Below are 25,853 nucleotides of genomic sequence, written 5' to 3'. Positions count from 1 at the left end.
GTTGTCCTTCTTTCATATGTTATTTTGTATTGACGCTGATTCCCTGCCCGGCATAATAAGCAGCAGCACCCGGATGGAAGGGAATGGTTACACCGGAGGATGCATCTGTCTCGTCAAAAGCAGCGTCTAAAGATGTGGCATAGGCCAGATCCTGTGCGTGGGAAAACAGAATTTCTGTAAGTTTTTCCACGGTTTTTTCGGAAAGGGCATCGGAGGCAAGCAGTACAGCTTTGACTCCAATGGTTGTCACGTCTTCGTCCTGTCCACTGTAAGTGTTTGCAGGAATGACATATTTGCTGTATTCCTTTGTGGTTGCAAGCAGTTTTTCCAGACAGGTATCGTCGATGGAAAGGAGCCGCAGATCACATTCCTTTGCCAGTTCTTCAATGACTGCGGTGCGGATGCCGGCGGTGCAGAATAAGGCATCAATTTCACCGGAGGCAAGTTTTCCGGCGGCATCTGCATAATCCAGATTCACCATGTGCACCAGTTTCGAAGTCAGACCACTCAGTTTTAAAATTTCGGTAGCGTTTTGTTCGGTTCCGGATTCGCTGGCACCGATGCTGACGGTTTTTCCCTGCAGATCATTTAATGTCCGGATATCAGAATCTGCCCGGACGACGATCTGGCAGGCTTCGGTATAAAGTCCTGCAATGGCACGGTATCCCTGTTGTCTGTTATCAGAAAAACTGCCGGTTCCTTCATGGGCTGCCCGGACCAGATCCGCCTGTGCGATCCCAAGATCAATGTAATTTCCGGACAAAAGCCGTAGATTTGCCGCAGATCCGGCGGTGTTTTTAACTTCAAATTTCAGGTCGGAGGATTCTTTGGATGCCAGACCGGCATAAGCATTTGCAACGGTATAATACATCCCACCGATGTCGGCTGCACCGAAACGGATGGTCTTTGTCTGGTAGCTGCATCCGGTAAGGAGCAGGGCAAGACAAAGAAACAGTCCTATTTTTTGTTTCATAGCTATAAGTCCTTTCTTAAGTTGTTATGCAATAAACATTGCCGTAAAATGTATTTTACACGAAAAGAGTGAAAAAGAAAATATAAAATTCCGCAAGGTGATTGTATCCTAAAATGAAATTTTCCTGAAAGTTAAAATTTTGGTTGACAGACACACTGTAGTGTATTAAACTGTTAATAAATTAAAGAGAAATAAAATCATTGAGCGAAGGTAAGTACAGCAGATGATTCCTTTCAGAGAGCCGGCGGCAGGTGTGAGCCGGCAGGATAGTTTGTCATGGAATGGATTCGTTAGATGCAAGGTGAAAGCGTAAGGCGAGTAGTTGAGCCGTTTCCCCACGTTACAGGGGCATGGATATCGAGACAAAGAGATTTTGTTTTCTGTATCACAAGAGGTTGCGTAATTGGTGGCAGTTATTTCCGGTTCGGGGATGGCTGCCTTTGTTAGTTTTCAGTTACGGAGCGAAGAAGGGTGGCACCACGAGGATAATCGTCCCTGATCCGGCAGCAGTCGGATCAGGGACGTTTTTTATTTGGAAAAAAGGAGCAGTAATATGAAGCGGAGATTACGGGTATACAAAAAGACAGTCAGCATTGTAAATGAAACAGCGATCGGCATGTATGAGAGTCTGGTAGGAAACAAAAAAGGATTTCTTCTGGAAAGTTATGATAAAAATTATGACAGATATACGTTTTTTGGAAAAGAACCGGAAGAGATCATTACTTCCCGCGGGGATGCACTCGTGATCCGGCGGAACAACGGGACGGAAGAAATCCGGCAGGGAAATCCGCTCGAACGTCTGAAAGAATATTACAGCGAGTTTGATATCGTAAAAGAAAACGAAGAGCTGTCTTTTTCCGGAGGACTGGTCGGAAATCTGGGATATGATTTTGTCCGCTATGCGGAAGTACTGCCGGATAACAATCCAGACGAGATTGGAATCGAGACCATCCAGATGATGCTCATGACAAAATTTATCCTGGTGGATCATGTGGCAGAGACACTGACCGCAGTGATTCTTGGAGAAGATTCGGAAGACGGAAAAAAGAAAGCATTAGCAGAAGCAGCAGAACTGATTGAGGAGGCAAGAAAAAATGCCGGACAGATACCGGACAGAAATTTTACACATGACGGTGTGATTGTCAACCAGTCCGATACCTTAGAACAGTATTGCGAAAAAGTCGAAAAAATCAAACAGTATATCCGGGAAGGACATATTTTCCAGACCGTGCTTTCCCAGAGATGGACGATTGAGACAAAACAGACCGGATTTGAGCTGTATAAAGAGCTCCGGGAACTGAATCCATCCCCGTATCTGTATTATTTCAATTATGGAGAGTTTGAAGTGATCGGAAGTTCCCCGGAAATGATTGTAAAGCAGCAGGGAAGCAGGGTGTATACCTGTCCGATCGCCGGAACCCGGCGCAGGGGTGTGGATGCCGAGGAGGATGCATTGCTTCGGGATGAATTGCTCCGGGATGAAAAGGAACGCGCCGAACATGTCATGCTGGTGGATCTTGCGAGAAATGACATGGGACGGATCTCAGAATTCGGAACCGTCAAGGTGACACAGTTTATGGAAGTACAGAATTATTCCCATGTAATGCACATCGTATCTATGGTGGAAGGAAAGAAAAAAGGAGAATTTCATCCGCTGGATCTGGTTTCTTCGTTCCTTCCGGCAGGAACGCTTTCTGGAGCACCGAAGATCCGCGCGATGGAGATTATCGATGAACTTGAGAGTGTGCGCAGAGGACTCTACGGAGGCGCAACCGGATACATTGATTTCTCCGGTGATATGGATTTCTGTATTACGATCCGGACAATGATCAAAAAGAAAAACCGTGTATATTTGCAGGCTGGAGCGGGAATAGTTGCAGATTCCGTTCCGGAAAATGAGTACCAGGAGTGCTGCAATAAAGTAATGGCACTGGCAAAGACACTGATTGAGGAGGAAAATTTATGATTTTACTGATTGATAACTATGATTCTTTTACTTATAACCTGTATCAGTATATCGGGATTTTTAACTCCGATATCAAAGTTGTCCGTAATGACAAGATTACCATTGATGAAATTACTGCGATGGACCCGGAACGGATCGTGCTTTCTCCAGGACCGAAAAATCCAAAAGAGGCTGGCATCTGCATGGATGTTGTCCGGGAATTTACCGGAAAGAAGCCGATTCTTGGTATCTGTCTGGGACACCAGTGTATTGGTGAGGCATTAGGGGGAACCGTTTCTTATGCAAAAGCACTGTTTCATGGCAAACAGTCACTGATTGAGCATGATGGAAGCAGCGTATTTACGGGAATCAATTCTCCGATCCGTGTGGCAAGGTATCATTCGCTTGCGGTACAGGAAAAAGATCTGCCAGATTGTCTGCGGGTGCTGGCACGGACAGACGATGGCGAGATCATGGCTATGCGTCATAAGGAATATCCGGTTGTCGGATTACAGTTCCATCCGGAATCCATTTATACCGAACACGGCAAACGCATCATAGAAAACTTCGTAAATGATATGTGTTAGATTTCCTTGGAAATCTAACATGCAGCGTCGGTCCTTTGCCAAAGGAAAACTTTATATGGACCGATGTCCCCGAAAAGTGTTAGGAGATACGATATGATTTTAGAAGAAATTGTAGCAGACAAAAAAAGACGGCTTCCAGAACATATGGCCCGCATTTCAGAAAGTCAGATGCGCCGTATGGCAGAGGAGACAAAGACGAGGGAAGCCAATTGCTTTTACAATCATTTAAAGAAACCGGGACTTTCTATTATCGGAGAATTTAAGAAAGCATCCCCAAGTCTTGGAACAATTACAAGCAAGATTGATCTGATGGAGCGGATCGCGGAATACAATGCATCTGTGGATGCCATTTCGTGTCTGACAGAAGAAGATCATTTTCACGGAAATGTAGAATATTTAAAGGAAATCCGGGCGAAATCACAGCTTCCGATTTTACGGAAAGATTTTATGATCTGTGAGTATCAGTTTTATGAGGCAAAAGTGATTGGAGCGGATGCGGTACTTTTGATTACGGCAATTTTGGATGATGCACAGATGCATGATTTTTATCAGCTGGCAAGAGAACTTGAACTCGATGTGCTGGTAGAAACGCATGATGAGGCAGAGGTAGAGCGGGCAATGAAAATCAATCCGCGCATTATTGGAGTCAATAATCGAAATCTGAAAGATTTTACGATTTCTCTAGAACATACCAGACGGCTTCGCCCTTATGTGCCAGAGGATAAGGTGTTTGTGGCAGAAAGTGGAATTACAGGGGATGAAGATGTACGTTTTCTGCGCGATTGCGGAGTAGATGCCTTTTTGATCGGGCGGGCATTTATGGAATCGGAAAATCCAAAAGCGCTTGCACAAAAGTGGAAGGAGCTGTATCAGGCATGAGACCAAAAGTAAAGATCTGCGGACTTCAAAAGCCAGTGGATGCACAATATGTAAATGATGCAGGTGCCGATTATACAGGATTTGTGTTTTATGAAAAAAGCAAACGCAATGTAAGCTGTCAAAAAGCAAAAAAAATTATGGAAAAAATCCGTCCGGATATAAAGAAAGTTGCCGTGACTGTTTCTCCGGATGCAGCACAGATTCAAATACTGCAACAGATGAAATTTGATATCATCCAGATGCATGGAACGCTGTCAGCCGAGGCACTTTCGGCAGTGGAACTTCCCGTCTGGTATGCCATAAACCTGTCAGATCCCAAAGAGTTTGCAGAAAAGACAAAAGATTTTTTGGATTTGCCGGAAAAGTTACAGCAGAAAATTACAGCACTTGTGGTGGATGGAGCAAATTACGGAGGCGGACAGACGTTTGACTGGCAAAAGACGCAGACGTTTCACCAGACAGAGGGAATTTTTGCCGGGAGAAAATTCGTTTTAGCAGGAGGCTTACATGCCGGAAATGTGAACAAAGGAATCCAGCTGTTTCATCCGGATGTTGTGGATGTCAGTTCCGGGGTGGAAAATGAAAATGGCAAAGATGAAGCATTGATCAAACAATTTGTAGCATGTGTCAAAGAGGAAGCAAAAGAAAGGAAAGAAAGATGAATAAGAAAGCATATTATGGACAGTTTGGCGGACAGTATGTGGCAGAGTCGCTGATGAATACATTACAGGAACTGGATCAGGCATATGAGGAGGCCATTCATGATCCGGAGTTTATGAAGCAGTATCATTATTATCTGAAACAGTATGTCGGCAGAGAGACACCGCTTTACTATGCAGAGCGTCTGTCTGCAAAATACGGTACAAAAATTTACTTAAAGCGTGAAGATTTAAACCATACCGGTGCCCACAAGATCAACAATGTGATCGGTCAGATCCTTCTGGCAAAGCGTATGGGAAAGACAAAGGTAATCGCGGAGACCGGTGCAGGACAGCATGGTGTAGCTACTGCAACGGGAGCAGCACTGTTTGATATGGAATGTACGGTGTACATGGGAAAAGAAGATATCCAGAGACAGAAACTGAATGTGATGCGTATGGAGATGCTTGGTGCAAAAGTGGTATCCGTGGAATCCGGAAGCAATACCTTAAAAGACGCGACAAACGAAGCCATCCGTACCTGGGCTAAAACAGCGGAGGATACGTTCTATATTATCGGATCTGCGGTAGGACCGTATCCGTATCCGAAGATGGTGAAAGAGTTTCAGAGTGTGATCAGCCGGGAGGCAAAGCGTCAGCACATGGAAGCAGAAGGAAAGAATCCGGATGTGGTTATGGCATGTGTGGGCGGCGGTTCCAATTCCATCGGAATGTTTGCCGATTTTATTGATGAGCCGGAGGTGGAACTGATCGGTGTAGAAGCAGCGGGCCTTGGAATTGAGACCGGAAAACATGCCAGCGCCATGGCTTTGGGAGAGCCTGGAGTATTGCATGGCATGCGTTCGTATCTGTTGCAGGATACCGATGGAAATATCCAGCTGGCACACTCCATTTCCGCCGGACTGGATTATCCGGGAGTCGGACCGGAGCATGCATATCTGCGGGATACCGGACGTGCAAAATATGTGGCAATTACGGATGTGGAGGCAATGGATGCGCTGATGGAACTGTGTAAGTTAGAGGGAATTATTCCGGCAATTGAGAGTGCACATGCCGTTGCCTATGCATTTAAAAAGGCAAAAGAAATGACCATGGACCAGAGCATGATTATCTGTCTGTCCGGTCGTGGAGATAAAGATGTAAACACCATTGCGGATTATCTTGACGGAAAAGGATATCTGAATTAAGGAGGGCATAACAGGGATGAATCGAATTGAGACAGCGCTTCAGGCGTTACAGGAAAAGAAAGAAAAGGCATTTATTACTTATATCACAGCAGGTCTGCCGGATTATGATAAGACAAAGGCGATCATCAAAGCACAGGAAGCGGCGGGAACGGACATTATTGAACTTGGAATTCCGTTTTCCGATCCGGTAGCGGACGGTCCGGTCATTCAGGCGGCTTCCTATGAGGCAATTCTCGGCGGGGCAAATCTGGAGAAGACATTTACCTGTATGAAAGAGATGCGTGACGATGGTGTGCAGATCCCGATTGTATTTATGATGTATTACAACACGGTACTGCATTATGGAGTGGAAAAATTTGTAAAAGAGTGCAATGCCTGCGGGGTGGATGGACTGATCATTCCGGATCTGCCGCTGGAAGAGCAGGAAGAACTCCAGACACAGTTACAGAAAGAGGATGGAACCATTCTGATCCAGCTGGTTTCCCCGGTATCCAAAGACCGTGTGCCAAAAATCCTTAAAAATGCAAGGGGATTCGTCTACTGTGTGTCTTCCATGGGAGTTACCGGACAGGAAGCAACCTTCCACCGTCAGATTTTAGAATATCTGACAGCGGTAAAGAAAGAGGCAAAAATTCCGGTTATGATGGGATTTGGTATCCGCACGGCAGAGGATGTACGTCCGATGAAAGAGATTATTGACGGAGCCATTGTAGGCTCTCATTTTATCACACTGATGCGGGAACACGGTTTTGATCCGCAGGCTGCAGCAGACTATTGCAGCACATTCAAAAAAGAGTTAAATGAAATGTAACGGAAAAGCGAATAAAACAGGAGGATATCATAGATGAAAGAGATTCTGGCCAAACTGGTAGAGGGAAAAGATCTGACAAAAGAGGAAGCGATGAAAGCACAGGAGCTGATTCTGACCGGACAGGCAACAGAGGCGCAGATTGCATGTTTTCTGACAGCACTCCGCATGAAAGGGGAAACGCTGGATGAGATTACGGGACTGGCAGCTGTATTGCGCAACAAGGCAAATACGATCAGTCCGAAAGTGGCAGATTATGTGGATTTTGTCGGTACCGGCGGAGACTGTACCTATTCGTTTAATATTTCCACAACATCAGCGTTCGTTGTGGCAGCAGCCGGGCTTCCGGTGGCAAAACATGGCAATCGTTCCATTTCTTCTAAAAGTGGTGCCGGAGATGTGTTAGAAGCACTTGGCGTAAATATTTCCGCAGATCCGGCTGTGGTAGAAAAGTGTGTGGAGACGGTCGGGATCGGATTTATGTTTGCACCGCATTTTAATCCTGCCATGAAGTATGTGGGACCGGTCCGGAAACAGCTGGGCATCCGCACCGTGTTTAATATTTTAGGACCACTTTCTAATCCATCCCGTGCCAGGGCAATGCTTGTAGGGGTGTATTCCCCGGCACTTACGGAAGTGATTGCGGGAACCATGATGAACCTCGGGGTAGAACGGGGAATGGTTGTCAGCGGAGAGGATAACATGGATGAGATCACACTGACCGGTGAGACCACGGTATCTGAAATTAAGGACGGAAAAGTAACCACCTATACAATCACACCGGAACAGTTTGGATTAAAGCGGTGTGAAATCGCAAAACTGCAGGGTGGGGATGGAGCCGTAAACGCACAGATCACCAGAGATATTCTTTCTGGAAAGGAACAGGGACCAAAGAGGGAGATTGTGCTTTTGAATGCAGGAGCCGCTTTGTATATTGGGAAAAAGGCAGACAGTATTGCAGATGGCATTGCACTTGCAGCAAAGACGATCGATTCTGGAGCAGCAGTCAGAACCCTTGAGGCAATGGTACAGGCAACAAACGCATAAGGGTTTGCCTGATACGGAAAACAAAAAAAGAGGCATTTCATGGCATAAAACATGGAATGCCTCTTTTCTTCGTCTTATTTCACAAAATATTGAAAAAAACTTAGTGATTTTTCCAATTTACAGATACATAAAATTAAAATATAATGAATTACGAAAAAATGCGAAAATAATATATTTCAGGGAGGAGAGAGGGAATGCAGCAAAGGATTCCATATGATGGAAATGATCTGGGTGCTGTGTACACAAAGAAATATACAGCGTTCCGGCTCTGGGCTCCGACTGCGGATGCAGTAACACTGTGTCTGTATCGGGAAGGAGACGGGGACTGCCTGTCGGATACACTTCCGATGAAACGGGATGTACAGGGAACCTGGACGATTCGGGTAGACGGAGATTTGCGGCATGTTTATTATACATACCGTCTGGAGAGAAGCGGCAAGACCGTGGAGTCACAGGATCCATATTCGGTAGCTGTCGGTGTGAACGGGCAGCGGAGTATGGTGCTGGACCTAAAAGAAACTGATCCGGAGAATTTTAAGGAGGATCATGGACCGGTTTTTTCAAACCGTACGGATCTGGTGATCTGTGAGATTTCTGTTCTGGACAGTACCGCGGATGGCTCTTCCAGGGTAAAATATCCGGGAAAGTATCTGGGACTGGCAGAAAAGGGAACCAAAAACAAAGAGGGAGAAGCTACCGGGCTGGATTATCTGAAATCGCTCGGTATTACGCATGTGCAGATCATGCCAATGTATGATTTTGCAAGTATTGATGAGGCGGCACCAAAGAAGCGGGAGTATAACTGGGGATACGATCCGCTGAATTATAACGTACCGGAGGGATCTTTTTCAACAGATCCGTTCCATGGGGAGGTGCGTATCCGGGAAATGAAAGAAATGATTGCGGCTTTTCACAGGGAGGGTATCGGAGTGATCATGGATGTGGTGTACAATCACACCTATGATCTGGACAGCTGTCTGCAGAAATGTGAGCCGGATTATTATTACCGGATGAACGGAACCAGATATTCCAATGCATCTGCCTGTGGCAATGAAATTGCTTCGGAGCAGCCGATGATGCGCAAATACATCGTAGAATCTGTCTGTTACTGGGCAAGGGAATATCATGTGGATGGGTTCCGGTTTGATCTGATGGGTGTTCTTGATATTGATACCATGAATGAGATCAGCCGCAGGTTAAAAGAAATCAATCCATATATCATTCTGTATGGAGAGGGCTGGACAGGCGGTACTTCAACCATGCCGGAATTTAGGCGTGCCATGAAGAGAAACGCGCGTATGCTGGACGGCATCGGAATGTTTTCGGATGATATCCGGGACATGGTGCGCGGACATGTGTTTTATAACAAAGACTGCGGCTATGTCAGCGGAAAGGAAAAAATGAAAGTTGCGGTGCGTTACTGTGCAACAGGAGGTGTGTGGCATCCACAGGTAGATTATGCAGCTTATACCTATGCAGCCGGCGGCACATGGACGGATACACCGGAGAAAGTGATCAATTATGTTTCCTGTCACGACAATCTGACCTTGTGGGATAAACTGCAGATTTCCAGACCGGATTGTGATGCAGGCGAACGCCTTGCAATGAACCGTCTGGCGGCTGCGATGGTATTTACCGCACAGGGAGTTCCGTTTTTCCTGGGGGGAGAAGAGTTTGCACGAACCAAACCAGCCGGAAAAAATGGTGAGATATCCGAGAACAGTTATAATCTGCCGTATGAAACAAATGTACTGCGCTATGACTGGAGCGATGGACAAAAAGGGCTGCAGCAGTATTACAGGGGACTGATTGCTTTCCGGAAAGCACATAAAGGATTGCGTATGACAGACGCAGAGGAGATCCGCCAGAATATTTTGTTTATGGAAATGACATCCGAACAGACCATCGCGTTTACAATCCGCCAGCCGGAAGAAACACTTCTGGTGGCATACAATGCATCCGGCAGAAAAGAAACACTCCTGCTGCCGGATGACAGGACATGGACGTTATATATTGATGACCTGCATGCAGGAACCCGGCCAATCGGTTCGGTTCATTCGAACATGGAATTGCCGGCGACTGGCTGTGTGGTTCTTGGGATTAATGAGTTGTCTTGTTGATGTAACTGGTTTTGTATTTGGAGTACACAATCTTCTGGCTCCGGTACAGACCAAAGTATCCGGAGAGCATATAGCTGAAAGCGACAGCCAGAAGAAAATACGGCATGCCGTCATAACCGAACAATTCAAAACTGATTAACAGTGAAGTGATCGGACAGTTTGTGACACCACAGAATACGGCAGTCATGCCGACAGCCGTACAAAGTGTCGGGGATATGCCGGTCAGCGTTCCAAACAGGCAGCCAAAGGCCGCGCCGGTGAAAAAGGAAGGAACAATTTCTCCGCCTTTGTAACCGGCACCAAGAGTCAGTGCGGTAAAGATCATCTTTAACAGGAAGGCTTCCGGACGGACCGTTCCATCAATGCACATCTGGATGATGCCGATACCGGTACCATTGTAATTCTGGTTGCCGACAAGCATCGTCAGAATGACAACAATACATCCACCGGCAAAGATGCGGATGTAGGGATTCTGGAACAGTTTGCGGTAAATTTCTTCACTTTTGTGCAGAAGAATACAAAAAACAATACTTACCAGTGCGCAGAGCACGGCAAGGATGGAAATCTGCACGGCAGGAAGAATGCCAAAGTCCGGGATGTGCTCGATGGAAAACCATTGGTTGGAAACACCAAACAGGTAAGCAACTCCGTGTGCGACAAGAGAACTGATCACACATGGAACAAGGGCGGTATAGTACATGACGCCGACACTTACAATTTCCATTGGAAGGATGGCAGCAGCCATCGGGGTACCAAAGAGAGCGGAAAACGCAGCACTCATGCCGCACATGATCATGACATGTTTATCTTTATCGTCAAAACGGAAGAATTTTCCGATTGCGTTTCCGATACTTCCGCCCATCTGCAGGGCAGCACCTTCACGGCCGGCAGATCCGCCGAACAGGTGCGTGATCAGTGTGGAAATAAAGATCAAAGGAGCCATGCGCAGGGGCAGCTCGTCATCCGAGTGGATGGCAGAGATGACCAGATTGGTTCCGGTATCTTTTTCATCGTGCAGCAGGTGATAAGCACCGACAATGATCAGTCCCCCGACAGGGAGCAGATACAACAGCCAGGGGTCCTGCCCGCGCAGCACGGTGACAAATGTCAGACAAAAATAAAATGCGGTGCCGCACAGTCCGACGATACCGCCGACAAGAATTGCAAAAATTACCCATTTGATCGACACCAGTGTACGGTGTGCATTGTGTTTGATTTTATGTTTTATGACATCGTTCATAATTCTTCACCTCATAATCCCTTTTCTTCATACTAGCATTGAAAAATGTTTTTTACAAGGGGACAAAAAGGTGGTATGATATAATTATAGATTATAGATTGGATCTTAGGAGGAATCACTTATGAGAACAAGTGGCGTACTTATGCCGATATCTTCTCTGCCATCACCGTATGGCATTGGAACTATGGGAAAATCAGCCAGAAAATTTGTAGACTTTCTGGTAAAAGGAGGTCAGACTTACTGGCAGATTCTGCCGATCTGTCCGACCAGTTACGGGGATTCGCCGTATCAGTCGTTTTCCAGTTTTGCGGGAAATCCTTATTTTATTGATCTGGACATTCTCTGCAAGGAAAATTTATTAAAGAAAAAGGAATGTGAGTCATTTGACTGGGGCACAAGCGAGGAATACATTGATTATGGAACCATGTATGTATCACGCTATGCATTGCTGCATAAAGCATATGCCCGTTTTGTAAAAAATATGCCGGAAGATTTTTCGGCATTTTGTGAGGCGGAAAAGGACTGGCTGGAAGATTATACACTGTTTATGGCATTAAAAGATGCCAATGACGGAAAAGCATGGGCCGAGTGGGATGAGAAACTTCGTGTGCGTGACGCAGCGGCATTGGATGAGGCAAGAAAAAAGTACGCAGAAGATATTGAGTTTTATAAGATGCTTCAGTATCTGTTCTTTAAACAGTGGAGAGAGTTAAAGGCATATGCCAATGAAAACGGAATCGAGATTATCGGAGATGTGCCGATCTATGTGGCCGGAGACAGTGCGGATGTATGGGCAAATCCGAAACAGTTTTATCTGGATGAAGATTTAAATCCGATTGAAGTGGCAGGATGTCCTCCGGACGGATTTTCGGCAGATGGACAGCTCTGGGGCAATCCGCTGTTCCGCTGGGATGAAATGAAAAAAGATAACTATGCATGGTGGACCAAACGAATCAAAGCGATGAGCGAGCTGTATGATATTATCCGCATCGATCATTTCCGCGGATTTGATTCTTATTATGCAATCCCGGCAAAAGATAAAACTGCAAAGAACGGAAAATGGAAGCAGGGTCCGGGTATGGATCTGTTTAACCAGTTGGAGAAGAAACTTGGCAAACTTCCGATTATCGTGGAAGATCTGGGATTTTTGACAGATTCTGTCCGCAAACTGTTAAAGGATTCCGGATTCCCAGGCATGAAAGTCATCCAGTTTGCGTTTGACAGCCGTGAGGGAAGTGATTATCTGCCGCACACCTATACCAGTCACTGTGTTGTATATACAGGAACACATGACAATGATACCGTGATGGGATGGATGAAGACCGCACCGAAAGCATCTGTCAAGTTTGCAATCGAATACCTGAACCTGACGGAGGAGGAAGGTTATAACTGGGGTATGATGCGTGCCGCATGGTCTTCCGTTGCAGATATGGCAATTGTTCCGATGCAGGATCTGATCGGACTTGGCTCCGAAGCCCGCATCAACATTCCGTCCACACTTGGAGAAAACTGGAAGTGGCGTGCCCTGGAGGGACAGATTACCAAGGATCTGGCAAAGAAACTCTATAAATACATGCAGATGTATGGACGCATCAGTGAAAAAGTGCTTGCTGAGCAGGCAAAGAAAGCAGCAGAGAAAGAAGCTGCAAAGAAGAAGACTTCCGACAAAAAGAAGTCATCTGAGAAATAAATATACAACAGAGTATTTCTGTGAATAAGAATTCTCCCCTTTGCATATAGATTAGATAGATTAATCGAATATGCAAAGAAGGGAGATTTTTTTATGGAGTTTGATTTATATAAAGATATCCAGAAAAGAACGAACGGCGAAATCTACATTGGTATTGTAGGACCGGTCCGCACCGGAAAGTCAACGTTCATTAAGCGGTTTATGGATCTGTTTGTACTTCCGTACATCGAAGATGAGGAAGAAAAAAAACGGACGCTCGATGAACTGCCTCAGTCAGCCGCCGGGAAAACGATCATGACGACAGAACCGAAATTTATTCCGCAGGAGGCAGCAGAGATCACACTTGCAGATGAGAGCAGTGTCAGTGTGCGTCTGATTGACTGTGTCGGTTTTATGGTGGAGGGAGCAAATGGTCATCTGGAGGGGGACGGATATCGCATGGTACATACGCCGTGGTTCGAGGAGGAAATTCCTTTTTCGGATGCAGCGAGAATTGGAACAGAAAAAGTAATCAAAGACCATGCAACCATTGGTATTGTGGTGACAACGGATGGCAGTATCGGGGAACTTCCGCGGGAAAATTATGTGGAGGCAGAACAAACCGCGGTGGAAAAGCTTAAAGAGATTGGAAAACCGTATGTGATTGTTTTAAATTCCGTGCGCCCATACAGCAGTGAGACACTTGCACTGAAAGAAAGTTTAGAGCAGGAATATCAGGCGGTAGTGGTTCCGGTCAACTGTCAGCAGATGCACCGGGAGGATCTGGTTACGGTTATGAAGGCGATTCTGTTTGAATTTCCGGTTACCCGTGTGGACTTTGCAATTCCAAAGTGGACGGAAATGCTTCCAATGGAACATAAATTAAAGGCAGCCATGATTCAGACGGCATCCAGACTGATGGATGGAATCGGCCGCGTGCGGGATGCAGCGGCTGTGCTTGCCGGGCAGGAATGGGTAAAAAGTGCAAATGAGCAGATGGCAGAGGAGGTCTTTCGTGACATCCAGCTACAGACGGCAGATCTTTCCAACGGAACCGTGACGATCCGTATGGAGACAACGGAACAGTGCTATTTCTCCTACATCAGTGAGATGACGGGAATGCAGATCGAAGGGGAATATCAGATGATTTCCATGCTGCGTTCCCTCTCCCGGATGAAAAAAGAATACGAGCGTGTGGAAGATGCCATGGCAGCTGTGGAACAGAAGGGGTATGGAGTGGTCATGCCGGGGCTTTCGGATATCCGGATGGAAGATCCGGTGCTGATCCAGCATGCCGGAAAATATGGCGTGAAAATGCGGGCAATTTCCCCGTCCATTCATATGATCAAGGCAGACATTGAAACCGAAATAGCACCGATTGTCGGCAGTGAGGAACAGGCAAATGATCTGATTGCATATATCCGCGAGGGGGAGGAGAGCAAGGAAGGAATCTGGACCACAAATATTTTCGGAAAATCGGTCGGGGAACTGATGGAAGACGGCATCCGCAGCAAGATCCTGCAGATGGATGATGAGTGCCAGCTGAAACTGCAGGATACTATGCAGAAAATTGTCAATGACAGCAATGGGGGAATGATCTGCATCATTATTTAAGAGAAATAAAAAAAGTATGAATTTCAGTTGCTCTTGTTTTATTTTATTTTTGATTCTGTTATACTATTAGTTAATGAAATTCTGTATGTAATTGCAAAAAATAAGGAGAACAAATGAGCAACGAATATGAAACTCTCATGCGCTGTGTGCGCAGCGTGAGGACGAAAACAGATTTTGTGCCGAAAGTGGCACTGGTACTAGGGTCCGGTCTGGGTGATTATGCGTCGCAGCTTCGCGTGGAGGCCACGGTGGATTATCATGAGATCGAGGGATTTCCGGTATCTACGGTGCCGGGCCATACTGGGCGCTTTGTGTTTGGTTATGTCGGGGATGTGCCGGTTGTGTGCATGCAGGGACGTGTGCATTATTATGAAGGATATTCCATGACGGAAGTGGTACGGCCGATCCGGCTGATGAAACTTCTGGGGGCAGAAGTTCTGTTTTTGACAAATGCAGCGGGCGGAATCCAGCTGGGCATGAAGGCGGGGGATCTGATGCTTCTTACCGGGCAGATTGCAAGTTTTGTTCCGTCGCCGCTCATTGGAGAAAATATAGAGGAACTGGGACCGCGGTTTCCGGATATGAGCCGGATTTATGATTATGATTTACAGAAAATCGCAAAAAAATGTGCGGCAGAGACCGGGGCGGATTTAAAAGAGGGAACGTATCTGCAGTTTACCGGGCCGGCCTATGAATCTCCACAGGAGGTGGCAATGGCGCGTACACTCGGAGCGGATGCCGTAGGAATGAGTACGGCATGTGAGGCTGTGGCGGCGAATCATATGGGGATGCGGATTGTGGGAATTTCCTGTATCTCGAATCTGGCATGCGGCATTTCGCCACAGCCATTGTCCCATAAGGAGGTGCAGGAAGCAGCCGATGCGGTGGCTCCGGTATTTCAAAAGCTTGTAACACAGATGATAAAGGAGATTGGAATAACATGCAGGTAATTTTTATACATCACAGCTGTTTTCTGGTGGAAGTGGATGATCTGGTATTGATTTTTGATTATTTTGGCGGGGACCGGGTGAATGGTTTCCACTTTACGGGAAAGATTCCAGATTACGCACCGGATACAAAAATCTATATGTTTGCCAGCCACAAACATCAGGATCATTTTGACATGGATATTCTGCGCTGGAGTGAAAAATATACCAATGTACATTATATTTTATCCAAGGATATCCGCATCAGTCCGCATTTTCTGCAAAAGCATGGAATTGACCCGGGGGTGCGGAAAAAAGTGACGTTTGTCTCCGCAAACAACCATTATGAAGTGGATGATCTAAAGATCCAGACCCTTTTGTCTACCGATGCAGGAGTGGCATTTTATGTGAATGTGCGTGGGGTGAGTATCTTCCATGCAGGAGATTTAAACGACTGGAAGATGGAACATGTGGGAGAACTTATAAACGGCAAACAGGAACGCACTTTCCGGCACGAGATCCGTAAGCTTGCGGACAAGCCGGTCAATTTTGCGTTTGTCCCGATGGATCCGCGGCTGGGACCGTATCAGACACTCGGGATTGATTTTGTGCTGAAAAACACCGATGCAGAATTTGTTTTCCCGATGCATATGTGGCAGGATTATTCTGCAATCAGGGAATACAAAAAACACATTACAAATCTTGGAATGGCAGACCGCGTAATTGAAATTGAAAGGGAGAATCAGGTATTTCCGTTCGGGGAACTCTAACTCTTGAATTTACAGAAAAATTCATATATAATAATTAAGTTAATGGGGTAACAACAGAGAGGAGAAAACTATATGACAGATTTTCTTTTATGTATTGGCAGATATGTGGTCGAGATGGCTGCTTTGGCTTTGATCGGCGGATTAGGGGCATTTATTGGTATCAGACTCCGCAGGCACAAGGATGCGAAGGCTGACACGACGAAAGAATGATTTTGGAGGAACTGGTAATGAAAAAGAGTTATGGCGTAAATGAGCTGCGCCGGATGTATCTTGACTTCTTCGAGAGCAAGGGACATCTTGTCATGAAGAGCTTTTCATTAGTACCACACAATGACAACAGCTTATTACTCATCAATGCGGGAATGGCACCGCTCAAGCCGTATTTTACAGGACAGGAGATTCCGCCACGCAGACGTGTGACTACATGTCAGAAGTGTGTGCGTACCGGAGATATTGAAAATGTAGGAAAGACTGCGCGTCACCTTACATTCTTTGAGATGCTTGGAAACTTCTCTTTTGGGGATTATTTTAAGCATGAAGCGATTGCCTGGTCATGGGAATTCCTGACAAAGGTACTTGGGCTTGAGGAGGATCGTCTGTATCCGTCCATTTATGGAGAAGATGAGGAAGCGTATGAGATCTGGACCAGGGAAGTAGGAGTTCCGGGAGAGAAGATCACACGTTTTTACCGTGATCCTGAGACCGGAGAATGTGACAACTTCTGGGAGCATGGTGCCGGTCCATGTGGTCCGTGTTCTGAAATTTACTATGATAGAGGCGAAAAATACGGATGCGGAAGTCCGGATTGTAAAGTAGGCTGTGATTGTGACCGTTTCATGGAAGTATGGAACAACGTGTTTACACAGTTTGAAGGGGACGGCAAGGGCGGTTATACCGAGCTTTCCCAGAAAAATATTGATACCGGTATGGGACTTGAGCGTCTGGCAGTTGTTATGCAGGATGTGGATTCCGTATTTGATATTGATACCATGAAAGCGATCCGCGACAAGATTTGTGAGATGTCCGGAAAGAAGTATGAAGTAGATGCCATGGATGACGTATCCATCCGTCTGATTACGGATCATATCCGTTCTTCCACATTTCTTGTATCCGATGGTGTTATGCCAAGCAATGAAGGAAGAGGCTACGTTCTGCGCCGTCTGATCCGTCGTGCGGCACGTCACGGAAAGATGCTTGGAATTGACGGACTGTTTCTTGCAAAATTATCAGAGACGGTCATCAATGAGAGCAAGGATGGATATCCGGAACTGGAAGAGAAGAAAGAATTTATCTTTAAGGTTCTGACACAGGAAGAAGAGAAATTCAATAAGACCATCGATCAGGGACTTGCCATTTTGTCTGACCTGATGGAGGAGATGAAGAAAAACGGCAAAAAGGAACTTTCCGGTGCCGATACATTCAAACTTTACGATACTTATGGATTCCCGGTAGATCTGACCGAAGAAATCCTTGAAGAAAAGGGCTTTTCCTATAATGAGGACGAGTTTAAGGCCTGTATGGAAGAACAGAGACAGAAAGCCAGAAGTGCCCGTAAAGTGACAAACTACATGGGTGCAGATGCAACGGTTTACGAGCAGATTGATCCTTCCATCACAACAGAATTTGTCGGATACGAGAATCTGACATATGCTTCTAAAGTTACGGTTATGACGACCGAGACCGAGATCGTGGAAGCACTTTCCGATGGGGATGCAGGAACCATTATCGTAGAGAAGACTCCGTTTTATGCCACGATGGGCGGTCAGCAGGGCGATAAGGGACAGATCCGTACGGCGGACGGTGTATTCCAGGTTGAGGATACGGTTAAGCTTCTGGGCGGTAAATACGGACATATCGGACATATGGTATCCGGCATGATCCATACCGGCGAGGAAGTGGAACTGGTTGTAGACGCAAAACTTCGCGCAAAGACCTGTGCAAACCATTCGGCAACCCATTTACTGCAGAAAGCACTCCGTGAAGTGCTGGGTACACATGTCGAGCAGGCGGGGTCTTATCAGGACAGTGAACGTACCAGATTCGATTTCACCCACTTTGCAGCCATGACTCCGGAAGAGTTGCAGAAAGTGGAAGAAATGGTCAATGAAAAGATCAACGAGGGCATGGAAGTCCGTACCGATATCATGACCGTTGATGAGGCAAAGAAGACCGGGGCAATGGCTCTGTTTGGCGAAAAGTATGGGGAAAAAGTCCGTGTCGTTTCCATGGGAGAGTTCTCCAGGGAGTTCTGTGGCGGTACACATGTAAAGAATACTGCAGAGATCAAGACATTTAAGATTCTTTCTGAGAGCGGTGTTGCAGCCGGTGTGCGCCGTATCGAAGCACTGACCGGTGACAATGTGATTGCATACTACAAAAAGATGGAAGAAGAGTTTCAGGAAGCAGCGAAGGTTGTAAAGTCTACACCTGCAAACCTTAAGGAACGTCTGGAGCATCTGACCGCAGAGATGAAAGATCTGCAGAGCGAGAACGAGGCGTTAAAGAGCAGGGCAGCCAAGGATGCACTTGGGGATGTGATGAATCAGATCGAGGATGTCAAAGGTGTGAAGCTTCTGGCAACCAGCGTATCTGGTGTGGATATGAATGGTCTGCGTGATCTCGGTGACCAGCTGAAGGACAAGATCGGTGAGGGCGTCGTAGTGATCGCATCCGATTGTGACGGAAAGGTAAACCTGATTGCCATGGCAACCGATGCAGCGATGAAGCAGGGGGCACATGCCGGTAATCTGATCAAGGCGATCGCCGGAAACGTCGGCGGTGGCGGCGGTGGACGTCCGAATATGGCACAGGCCGGTGGAAAGAATCCGGCTGGTATTCCGGATGCCATTGCACAGGCGAAGACGGCACTGGAAAACATGTTGAAATAATCTATCACTGATAACGTATAAAAGAATATAATAAAAACGCAAAAAACAGGTAAAAATGCGCAATAAAAATGCAATTTTACCTGTTTTTTGCAAATATTTATAGTATAATAACAGTAAATCCACTGTGAAATTTGTGTATATACAACAAAAGGTGGAAACGACATGAAGAAAGGGAGAGACTTTATGAAGAGAAAGAGGTTATTGTCAGCCATGCTGGCAGGAATCTTTGCTGTGTCCATGCTGGGCGGCTGCGCATCGGCGGTACCTCAGGGTGCAACGGAGACCACGCAGGGCAGTGCACAGGAGACGGACAGGACGAGCGGAACGGTAAAACTGAGAGTGTGGGCAGAGGAATCAACGTATGATGCGTTGAATAAGATGATCGACAGTTTCAAAGAAGAGTATAAGGGGCAGGCAACTTTTGATATCACTCTGGAACAGAATGCGGATTCCGATACGCGTGACAATGTGCTTGGAGATGTGCATAACGCAGCTGATGTGTTTATCCTTGCAGATGACCAGGTGGCTTCTATGGCGGCCGGTGGTGCATTGTATCCGGTTCCGAATGCAGACGAAGTGAAAAAAGCAAATGTGGAGGGCGCAATAGACGCTGCCACAGTCGATGATACGCTTTATGCATATCCCATGACTGCAGACAATGGGTATTTTTTGTATTATAACAAAAAGTACCTGAGTGATTCGGATGTCAAAACCCTTGACGGCATTTTAAAAGTAGCAGAAAAAAATCATAAGAAGTTTATGATGGACTGGTCTTCCGGCTGGTATCTGTATTCGTTTTTCGGAAATACAGGACTGGATTTCGGTATCAATGATGACAATGTGACAAACCACTGTGAATGGAATTCCACCGAAGGGGATATCAAAGGCGTGGATATTGCGCAGGCGATGCTTGATATCAGTTCCAGCAGTGGATTTGAAAATGCGGTGAATGAAGATTTTATTAAAGGTGCAAAAAAAGGCAGTGTAATTGCAGGGGTAAGCGGTGTATGGAGTGAGACCGAACTGAAAAAGATCTGGGGAGATGATATTGGCGCAGCCAAGCTTCCGACCTATACCGTGGCAGGAAAACAGGTACAGATGGCTTCCTTTACCGGCTATAAGCTGATGGGAGTCAGTGCTTATTCGGCAAATCCACAGTGGGCAGCAAAACTGGCAGACTGGTTGACCAATGAGCAGAACCAGACTGTCCGGTTTGAGATGAACGGACAGGGACCTTCCAATACAAAGGCAGCGGATTCGGATGCGGTTAAGGCTTCTCCATCCATTCAGGCAGTGATTGCACAGTCGGAATTCGGAAAACTGCAGCGTGTCGGAAACAGTTACTGGGATGCAAGCATGGAATTCGGGAATACGATGGCAGCAGGAAATCCAAACCACATAAAGTTACAGAAACTGATGGATAATCTGGTCGATGGTATTACAAAATCAGTAGCAGGCTAAGAGGTGGGAGCATATGAATCAGAAAAAGAAATTAAGTACCAAACTTATCATTTTAATTCCGGTATTTATACTTGGAATATTCAGTATCATCTCGAATGTGATGTCTGTTTCCAATATCAGGAACGTTAACCGGAGTGCCGTACAGATTTCGGAAGTATCTTTAAAGAATGTTTCGGGTCTGGCAGAAATCCAGAAACAGACGCAGGACATCCATAATCTGGGACTGTCCCATATCATAGCGGTGGATCTGGATTCCATGATCAAGCTGGTGGAAAAAATCCGCAGTCAGGAAGATGCATTGGAGAAAGATCTGGAAAGTTACAAGACATACGTGACACCGGATACCAAAAAAGAATACAATGACATCCAAAAAAATTACGAAGAATTAAAGTATGAATGTGCCAATGTTATGGCATTTTCCGCAGCAGGGAAAAATGAAGATGCCTATGAACTTGCGAATGGAAAAATCAGCAAGTGTGCAGATGCCATTGAGTCGGATATCGAAAGTATCAAGAAAATTGTAAATCAGGATGCAGATGCACAGAGACAGAAACTGACATCTGCATACCATAGTTCAATCGGAACAAGCGTAGTGACGATTCTGATTAGTATTGCAGCACTTTTTTCAGCAATGGTGGCAGTGCTTCGGTGGGTAATCTATCCGCTTACAAATACGAACAGGGAAATAAATGAGATTATTTCTGGAATTGATAACCGGCAGGGTGACCTGACCCGCAGGGTTACCATTACCAACAACAAAGAAGTGGCATCTGTCGGTGGAGGCATCAATGCTTTTATGGCAAAGCTGCAGGAAATTTTCCGGATGATCAGCAGCAATTCCAGGGATCTTGAGGGTGTTGTAAATGAAGTGCGTGAGAGTGTGCAGACTTCCAACGGAAGTGTATCCGATCTGTCCGCACTGACGGAAGAACTTTCTGCAACGATGCAGGATATTTCCGACAATGCTTCACGGATTAATGAAAATACCGAATCGGTTGCCGGTGAAGTCAAGTCAATTGCAGAGAAAACGATTGAAATCAATCAGTATACAAAAGAAATGAAAGAGCATGCAGAGGCAATGGAACATGCTGCACGTGAAAATATGGATACAACGGGTGCGAAAGTAAATGACATTGTTTCCGTGCTGAGTCAGGCAATTGAGGACAGCAACAGTGTCAATCAGGTAGACAATCTGACAAACGACATCTTAAATATTGCAAGCCAGACAAACCTGCTTGCATTAAACGCATCCATTGAGGCTGCCCGTGCCGGGGATGCAGGAAAAGGATTTGCAGTGGTTGCTTCCGAAATCAGTCAGCTGGCAGCCGCCAGTCAGGAAGCGGCTAACAATATCCAGAGCATCAATGCCATTGTTATAACTGCAGTACATAATCTTGCAGACAATGCAAACGGACTGGTAGAGTACATGAATGAAAAAATCCTGCCGGAATTCCAGAAGTTTGTGGAATCCGGTGGGGCATATCATGACAAGGCAACATTTATCGAAAGTGTCATGGCAGATTTTGAGGCAAAGACGGATTCTTTACAGAATTCCATGGATGAGATTGCAAATTCCGTAAATACGATTTCCCATGCGATCGAGGAAGGCGTCAGTGGAGTCGTTTCGGCAGCGGACAGCACACAGGTTCTTGTATCCGATATGGATAAAATTTCCAAGAAGATGGATGAGAACTTTGCGATTGCAGAGGGATTGAAGAAAGAAACTTCCGTGTTTACAAAGCTTTAAGCATGTGGAAGAAAAAAACTATGCAAATTTCGGAAAAACTATTGACAAATCAGGATATTTTGTTAAAATAATCGATAGTGCAATTAAGATTACCTTACAGTTGATGCACAATATCGCAACTGGAGGGAGGTTAGGAAAGAATGTCTAGTGTAATCGTAAAAGAGAATGAGACTTTAGATAGCGCATTACGTCGTTTCAAGAGAAACTGTGCGAAGGCTGGTATCCAGCAGGAGATTCGTAAGAGAGAGCATTACGAGAAGCCAAGCGTAAAGCGTAAGAAGAAATCTGAAGCTGCTAGAAAAAGAAAATACAACTAATGTATTTAACCCCGCGGGATAACTCGCGGGGTGCTTTTTTGTAAAAATGATCAGGATGAGGTGAACCATGAATCAAAATCTGAAAAAAATGATAAGCTATTACAAACCCTACCGGGCAGTTTTTGCGGCAGACATGTTATTTGCGACACTTTCTGCGGCAGTGGCACTGACCATTCCACTGGTTGTGCGGTATGTGACATCGACTCTGATTTATCAGCAGCCCCAGATGATGTTGCGGAAACTTTTTTTGATTGGCATCGGATTGTTTGTGCTTCTGGCATTGGACTGTTACAGCCGGTTTTTTATCGGAAATTATGGACATGTGATGGGGGCAAAAATGGAATATGACATGCGGGCCGAATTGTTTGGGCATCTGCAGAAGCTGTCTTTTTCTTTTTATGATGATGCAAAAGTCGGACAGCTGATGAGCCGTGTGACGGCAGATTTATTTGATATTACAGAACTGCTGCACCATGGCCCGGAGAATATTATCCTGTCGGTATTAAAGATAGTGGGAGCGTTTGTGATCCTGCTCAACATTAATGGATGGCTTGCGCTTGCCGCGTTTGCGGTGCTTCCGGTTATGTTTGTATTTGCATTTGTGTTAAATAAGCGGATGCGCCGGGCTTTTCAGCAGAACCGTATTAAAATTGCCGAGATTAATGAACAGATCGAGGATAATCTGTCAGGCATCCGTGTGGTGAAATCGTTTGCCAATGAGGCGATTGAAAACGAAAAATTTCGTCATGGAAATGACGGATTTCTTGCGGCAAAGAAGAACAGTTATCATTACATGGGCAGTTTTCAGGCCGGGGTTGGCGTTTTTACAACACTGATTCAGGTAAATGTCATCCTTGCCGGAGGGGTTCTCATTGCAAAGGGAATGGTCACGGTCAATGATCTGGTTACGTTTTTGCTGTATATTGGGGTATTTACGGATCCAATCCGGACACTGGTGGACTTTACCGAGCAGTTTCAGAATGGCTATACGGGATTTGAACGGTTTCAGGAAATTATGAATATTGAACCGGAAATCCAGGATGCAAACGATGCTGTAGCACTGACCGATGTGAAAGGAACCATTGATTTTGAAAATGTTTCTTTTCAGTACAAAGACAATCAGGAGAAGGTGCTTAACCGGATCAATCTGCATGTGCCTGCAGGGGCATATATGGCACTGGTGGGATCATCCGGTGCCGGAAAGACAACGCTTTGTTCCCTGATTCCGAGATTCTATGATGTGACCGGAGGATGTATCCGCGTGGATGGGAAAGATGTCCGTAAGGTGACGTTAAAGAGCCTGCGTGACCATATCGGAATGGTGCAGCAGGATGTATACCTGTTTGCGGGAACGATTTTTGAAAATATACGGTATGGAAAGCCGGATGCGACAAGGGAAGAAGTGATTGCTGCTGCAAAAAATGCCAATGCCCACGAATTTATCATGGCATTTCCCGATGGATATGATACAGATATCGGACAGCGTGGAATCAAGCTCTCCGGAGGGCAGAAGCAGCGGCTTTCCATAGCCCGTGTTTTTTTGAAAAATCCACCGGTTCTGATCTTTGATGAGGCAACTTCCGCACTGGATAACGAGAGCGAGAGGGTCGTACAGGAATCATTGGAGAAACTGGCAAAGAACCGTACGACATTTGTGATCGCCCACCGTCTGACAACGATCCAGAATGCACAAAAAATTCTGGTTCTGACAGAAGATGGGATTGCGGAATCCGGTTCCCATGAAGAACTGCTGGCACGGGGCGGTGTGTATGAAAAACTTTATCATATGCATTATTAGACCGGCTGTGTCACAACTTGCATTATTATAAAAAAACGAGTAAAATAGAATAGATTTTGAAAAAACAAAAAGGAGTGGATTATCATGACCAAAATAGATATTATCTCCGGATTCTTAGGAGCCGGAAAAACAACTTTTATCAAAAAGATGATTGATGAGGCATTTACCGGGGAAAAGATTGTCCTTATCGAGAATGAATTTGGCGAGGTCGGCATTGACGGTGGTTTTTTAAAGGATGCTGGAATCCAGATTACAGAGATGAATTCCGGATGCATCTGCTGTTCTTTAGTTGGTGATTTCGGAAAGAACTTAAATGAAGTCATCACCAAGTATCATCCGGATCGTATTTTGATTGAGCCATCCGGAGTCGGTAAGCTTTCCGATGTTATGAAGTCCGTGATTGATATTGAAAAAGAGCAGGATGTAAAATTAAACGCACTGGTAACGGTTGTAAACGCGCTTAAGGCGAGCAAGCAGATGAAGGCGTTCGGTGAGTTTTTCAACAACCAGATCGAGTATGCGACAACTGTCATTTTAAGCCGCAGCCAGAATGCAACACCGGAACAGCTGGAGTTTTGTGTCAATAAAATTCAGGAATTGAATCCAAAGGCTGCCATTATTACAACAGACTGGGCAAAATTATCCGGAGAACAGATCCTTAAGGTAATGGAAGGACAGGATAATCTGGAGATGAAGGCTCTTGCCGAGGCACATCATGCAAAGGAAGAGGCAGAACATGAGCATGAGCACCATCATCATGACCATGACCACGAAGACCATGAGCATCACCATGACCACGAAGACCATGACCATGAGCATGATGAAAACTGTACCTGTGGCTGCCATGATCATGAGGAGCATGAGCATCACCATGAGCATGATGAAAACTGTACCTGTGGCTGCCATGACCATGAGCACCATCACCATCATCATGCAGATGATGTATTTACCAGCTGGGGCAAGGAGACACCGCACAAATTCGAGCGTGCAAAACTTGAGGAAGTACTTAAGAAGTTTGTCGATTCTGACAATATCCTCCGCTCCAAAGGTATGGTGGAGAGTACCGATGGTACCTGGCTGTACTTTGATATGGTTCCGGGCGAGTATGAGATCCGTGAGGGTGAGCCGGATTACACCGGACGTATCGTGGTAATCGGAACGGAGATTCATGAGGATGAATTACTGAAGACATTTGGTCTTTAAAATGCTGTAAACCCC

General features: G+C 45.7%; 22 protein-coding genes. 20 read left to right on the top strand and 2 right to left on the bottom strand.

Going from position 1 to position 25,853, the window contains the following annotated elements; all coding sequences use genetic code 11:
• Positions 1 to 19: 19 nt before the first annotated feature.
• Positions 20 to 973 (bottom strand): TAXI family TRAP transporter solute-binding subunit, encoded by a 954-nt coding sequence (locus tag M72_RS16070; RefSeq protein WP_055068908.1) that lies wholly within the window; start codon positions 971 to 973, stop codon positions 20 to 22.
• 553 nt (positions 974 to 1,526) lie between these two features.
• On the opposite strand from M72_RS16070, the gene trpE reads away from it, so the two are divergent.
• The 9 genes from trpE to pulA all read left to right on the top strand — a co-directional run bounded on the left by trpE (position 1,527) and on the right by pulA (position 10,205).
• The gene (gene trpE, locus M72_RS16060; RefSeq protein WP_022046192.1) at positions 1,527 to 2,939 is read left to right on the top strand and encodes an anthranilate synthase component I; all 1,413 of its coding nucleotides are present in this window, start codon (positions 1,527 to 1,529) and stop codon (positions 2,937 to 2,939) included.
• Positions 2,936 to 3,505 carry an anthranilate synthase component II gene (locus tag M72_RS16055; protein ID WP_055068906.1) on the top strand — a complete coding sequence of 190 codons (570 nt, stop codon included), beginning with the start codon at positions 2,936 to 2,938 and terminating at the stop codon, positions 3,503 to 3,505. Before trpE ends, M72_RS16055 begins: the two co-directional genes overlap by 4 nt.
• A gap of 93 nt (positions 3,506 to 3,598) precedes the next feature.
• A complete protein-coding gene (trpC, locus tag M72_RS16050) occupies positions 3,599 to 4,384 on the top strand; it encodes an indole-3-glycerol phosphate synthase TrpC (RefSeq protein WP_055068905.1) in 786 nt (261 codons plus the stop codon).
• Positions 4,381 to 5,046 (top strand): phosphoribosylanthranilate isomerase, encoded by a 666-nt coding sequence (locus M72_RS16045; RefSeq protein WP_055068904.1) that lies wholly within the window; start codon positions 4,381 to 4,383, stop codon positions 5,044 to 5,046. Before trpC ends, M72_RS16045 begins: the two co-directional genes overlap by 4 nt.
• Positions 5,043 to 6,230, top strand: a complete 1,188-nt coding sequence (gene trpB / locus M72_RS16040) for a tryptophan synthase subunit beta (protein ID WP_055068903.1) — start codon at positions 5,043 to 5,045, stop codon at positions 6,228 to 6,230. The genes M72_RS16045 and trpB overlap by 4 nt, the downstream gene beginning before the upstream one ends.
• 16 nt (positions 6,231 to 6,246) lie before the next feature.
• Positions 6,247 to 7,041, top strand: a complete 795-nt coding sequence (gene trpA, locus M72_RS16035; RefSeq protein WP_055068902.1) for a tryptophan synthase subunit alpha — start codon at positions 6,247 to 6,249, stop codon at positions 7,039 to 7,041.
• Between the two features lie 33 nt (positions 7,042 to 7,074).
• The gene (trpD, locus tag M72_RS16030; protein ID WP_055068901.1) at positions 7,075 to 8,085 is read left to right on the top strand and encodes an anthranilate phosphoribosyltransferase; all 1,011 of its coding nucleotides are present in this window, start codon (positions 7,075 to 7,077) and stop codon (positions 8,083 to 8,085) included.
• 4 nt (positions 8,086 to 8,089) lie between these two features.
• Positions 8,090 to 8,302 carry a hypothetical protein gene (locus M72_RS17425; RefSeq protein ID WP_195490488.1) on the top strand — a complete coding sequence of 71 codons (213 nt, stop codon included), beginning with the start codon at positions 8,090 to 8,092 and terminating at the stop codon, positions 8,300 to 8,302.
• Positions 8,280 to 10,205 (top strand): type I pullulanase, encoded by a 1,926-nt coding sequence (gene pulA, locus M72_RS16025; RefSeq protein ID WP_082413947.1) that lies wholly within the window; start codon positions 8,280 to 8,282, stop codon positions 10,203 to 10,205. Before M72_RS17425 ends, pulA begins: the two co-directional genes overlap by 23 nt.
• Here pulA and M72_RS16020 read toward each other — a convergent pair.
• Positions 10,186 to 11,445 carry a chloride channel protein gene (locus M72_RS16020; RefSeq protein WP_055068900.1) on the bottom strand — a complete coding sequence of 420 codons (1,260 nt, stop codon included), beginning with the start codon at positions 11,443 to 11,445 and terminating at the stop codon, positions 10,186 to 10,188. The genes pulA and M72_RS16020 overlap by 20 nt on opposite strands.
• Positions 11,446 to 11,566: 121 nt before the next feature.
• Here M72_RS16020 and malQ point away from each other — a divergent pair, with 121 nt between their 5' ends.
• From malQ to M72_RS15970, 11 genes are all read left to right on the top strand, one after another.
• Positions 11,567 to 13,135: a 4-alpha-glucanotransferase gene (gene malQ / locus M72_RS16015; protein WP_055068899.1), complete on the top strand. Its 1,569-nt coding sequence runs from the start codon at positions 11,567 to 11,569 to the stop codon at positions 13,133 to 13,135.
• Positions 13,136 to 13,228: 93 nt separating this feature from the next.
• Complete coding sequence (gene spoIVA / locus M72_RS16010) at positions 13,229 to 14,728, top strand: stage IV sporulation protein A (RefSeq protein ID WP_055068898.1); 1,500 nt, start codon at positions 13,229 to 13,231, stop codon at positions 14,726 to 14,728.
• Positions 14,729 to 14,841: 113 nt separating this feature from the next.
• Positions 14,842 to 15,678, top strand: coding sequence for a purine-nucleoside phosphorylase (locus M72_RS16005; RefSeq protein ID WP_055068897.1), 837 nt, complete (start codon positions 14,842 to 14,844; stop codon positions 15,676 to 15,678).
• Positions 15,669 to 16,424, top strand: a complete 756-nt coding sequence (locus M72_RS16000; RefSeq protein WP_022046180.1) for an MBL fold metallo-hydrolase — start codon at positions 15,669 to 15,671, stop codon at positions 16,422 to 16,424. Before M72_RS16005 ends, M72_RS16000 begins: the two co-directional genes overlap by 10 nt.
• A gap of 72 nt (positions 16,425 to 16,496) precedes the next feature.
• The gene (locus M72_RS17270; protein ID WP_022046179.1) at positions 16,497 to 16,634 is read left to right on the top strand and encodes a hypothetical protein; all 138 of its coding nucleotides are present in this window, start codon (positions 16,497 to 16,499) and stop codon (positions 16,632 to 16,634) included.
• Between the two features lie 17 nt (positions 16,635 to 16,651).
• The gene (gene alaS / locus M72_RS15995) at positions 16,652 to 19,312 is read left to right on the top strand and encodes an alanine--tRNA ligase (RefSeq protein WP_055068921.1); all 2,661 of its coding nucleotides are present in this window, start codon (positions 16,652 to 16,654) and stop codon (positions 19,310 to 19,312) included.
• A 162-nt stretch (positions 19,313 to 19,474) separates the two neighbouring features.
• Positions 19,475 to 20,773, top strand: coding sequence for an extracellular solute-binding protein (locus M72_RS15990; RefSeq protein ID WP_022046177.1), 1,299 nt, complete (start codon positions 19,475 to 19,477; stop codon positions 20,771 to 20,773).
• A 13-nt stretch (positions 20,774 to 20,786) separates the two neighbouring features.
• Positions 20,787 to 22,520, top strand: a complete 1,734-nt coding sequence (locus tag M72_RS15985) for a methyl-accepting chemotaxis protein (protein ID WP_055068895.1) — start codon at positions 20,787 to 20,789, stop codon at positions 22,518 to 22,520.
• 140 nt (positions 22,521 to 22,660) lie between these two features.
• Positions 22,661 to 22,837 (top strand): 30S ribosomal protein S21, encoded by a 177-nt coding sequence (gene rpsU, locus M72_RS15980; protein WP_006856185.1) that lies wholly within the window; start codon positions 22,661 to 22,663, stop codon positions 22,835 to 22,837.
• A gap of 67 nt (positions 22,838 to 22,904) precedes the next feature.
• Positions 22,905 to 24,635 carry an ABC transporter ATP-binding protein gene (locus M72_RS15975; protein WP_055068894.1) on the top strand — a complete coding sequence of 577 codons (1,731 nt, stop codon included), beginning with the start codon at positions 22,905 to 22,907 and terminating at the stop codon, positions 24,633 to 24,635.
• 84 nt (positions 24,636 to 24,719) lie between these two features.
• Positions 24,720 to 25,838, top strand: a complete 1,119-nt coding sequence (locus M72_RS15970; protein ID WP_055068893.1) for a CobW family GTP-binding protein — start codon at positions 24,720 to 24,722, stop codon at positions 25,836 to 25,838.
• Positions 25,839 to 25,853: the final 15 nt, after the last annotated feature.

This window comes from Roseburia faecis, from assembly GCF_001406815.1.
GTDB classification, from domain to species: domain Bacteria; phylum Bacillota; class Clostridia; order Lachnospirales; family Lachnospiraceae; genus Roseburia; species Roseburia faecis.
Note: the sequence above shows the minus strand (reverse complement) of the source record. Positions and strands in the feature narration are given on the sequence as shown.

What these genes read in the sequence shown, in the direction of transcription:
- M72_RS16070 (WP_055068908.1), bottom strand. Translation starts at nt 973, where the DNA reads ATGAAACAAAAAATAGGACTGTTTCTTTGTCTTGCCCTGCTCCTTACC.
- trpE (WP_022046192.1), top strand. Translation starts at nt 1,527, where the DNA reads ATGAAGCGGAGATTACGGGTATACAAAAAGACAGTCAGCATTGTAAAT.
- M72_RS16055 (WP_055068906.1), top strand. Translation starts at nt 2,936, where the DNA reads ATGATTTTACTGATTGATAACTATGATTCTTTTACTTATAACCTGTAT.
- trpC (WP_055068905.1), top strand. Translation starts at nt 3,599, where the DNA reads ATGATTTTAGAAGAAATTGTAGCAGACAAAAAAAGACGGCTTCCAGAA.
- M72_RS16045 (WP_055068904.1), top strand. Translation starts at nt 4,381, where the DNA reads ATGAGACCAAAAGTAAAGATCTGCGGACTTCAAAAGCCAGTGGATGCA.
- trpB (WP_055068903.1), top strand. Translation starts at nt 5,043, where the DNA reads ATGAATAAGAAAGCATATTATGGACAGTTTGGCGGACAGTATGTGGCA.
- trpA (WP_055068902.1), top strand. Translation starts at nt 6,247, where the DNA reads ATGAATCGAATTGAGACAGCGCTTCAGGCGTTACAGGAAAAGAAAGAA.
- trpD (WP_055068901.1), top strand. Translation starts at nt 7,075, where the DNA reads ATGAAAGAGATTCTGGCCAAACTGGTAGAGGGAAAAGATCTGACAAAA.
- pulA (WP_082413947.1), top strand. Translation starts at nt 8,280, where the DNA reads ATGCAGCAAAGGATTCCATATGATGGAAATGATCTGGGTGCTGTGTAC.
- M72_RS16020 (WP_055068900.1), bottom strand. Translation starts at nt 11,445, where the DNA reads ATGAACGATGTCATAAAACATAAAATCAAACACAATGCACACCGTACA.
- malQ (WP_055068899.1), top strand. Translation starts at nt 11,567, where the DNA reads ATGAGAACAAGTGGCGTACTTATGCCGATATCTTCTCTGCCATCACCG.
- spoIVA (WP_055068898.1), top strand. Translation starts at nt 13,229, where the DNA reads ATGGAGTTTGATTTATATAAAGATATCCAGAAAAGAACGAACGGCGAA.
- M72_RS16005 (WP_055068897.1), top strand. Translation starts at nt 14,842, where the DNA reads ATGAGCAACGAATATGAAACTCTCATGCGCTGTGTGCGCAGCGTGAGG.
- M72_RS16000 (WP_022046180.1), top strand. Translation starts at nt 15,669, where the DNA reads ATGCAGGTAATTTTTATACATCACAGCTGTTTTCTGGTGGAAGTGGAT.
- M72_RS17270 (WP_022046179.1), top strand. Translation starts at nt 16,497, where the DNA reads ATGACAGATTTTCTTTTATGTATTGGCAGATATGTGGTCGAGATGGCT.
- alaS (WP_055068921.1), top strand. Translation starts at nt 16,652, where the DNA reads ATGAAAAAGAGTTATGGCGTAAATGAGCTGCGCCGGATGTATCTTGAC.
- M72_RS15990 (WP_022046177.1), top strand. Translation starts at nt 19,475, where the DNA reads ATGAAGAAAGGGAGAGACTTTATGAAGAGAAAGAGGTTATTGTCAGCC.
- M72_RS15985 (WP_055068895.1), top strand. Translation starts at nt 20,787, where the DNA reads ATGAATCAGAAAAAGAAATTAAGTACCAAACTTATCATTTTAATTCCG.
- rpsU (WP_006856185.1), top strand. Translation starts at nt 22,661, where the DNA reads ATGTCTAGTGTAATCGTAAAAGAGAATGAGACTTTAGATAGCGCATTA.
- M72_RS15975 (WP_055068894.1), top strand. Translation starts at nt 22,905, where the DNA reads ATGAATCAAAATCTGAAAAAAATGATAAGCTATTACAAACCCTACCGG.
- M72_RS15970 (WP_055068893.1), top strand. Translation starts at nt 24,720, where the DNA reads ATGACCAAAATAGATATTATCTCCGGATTCTTAGGAGCCGGAAAAACA.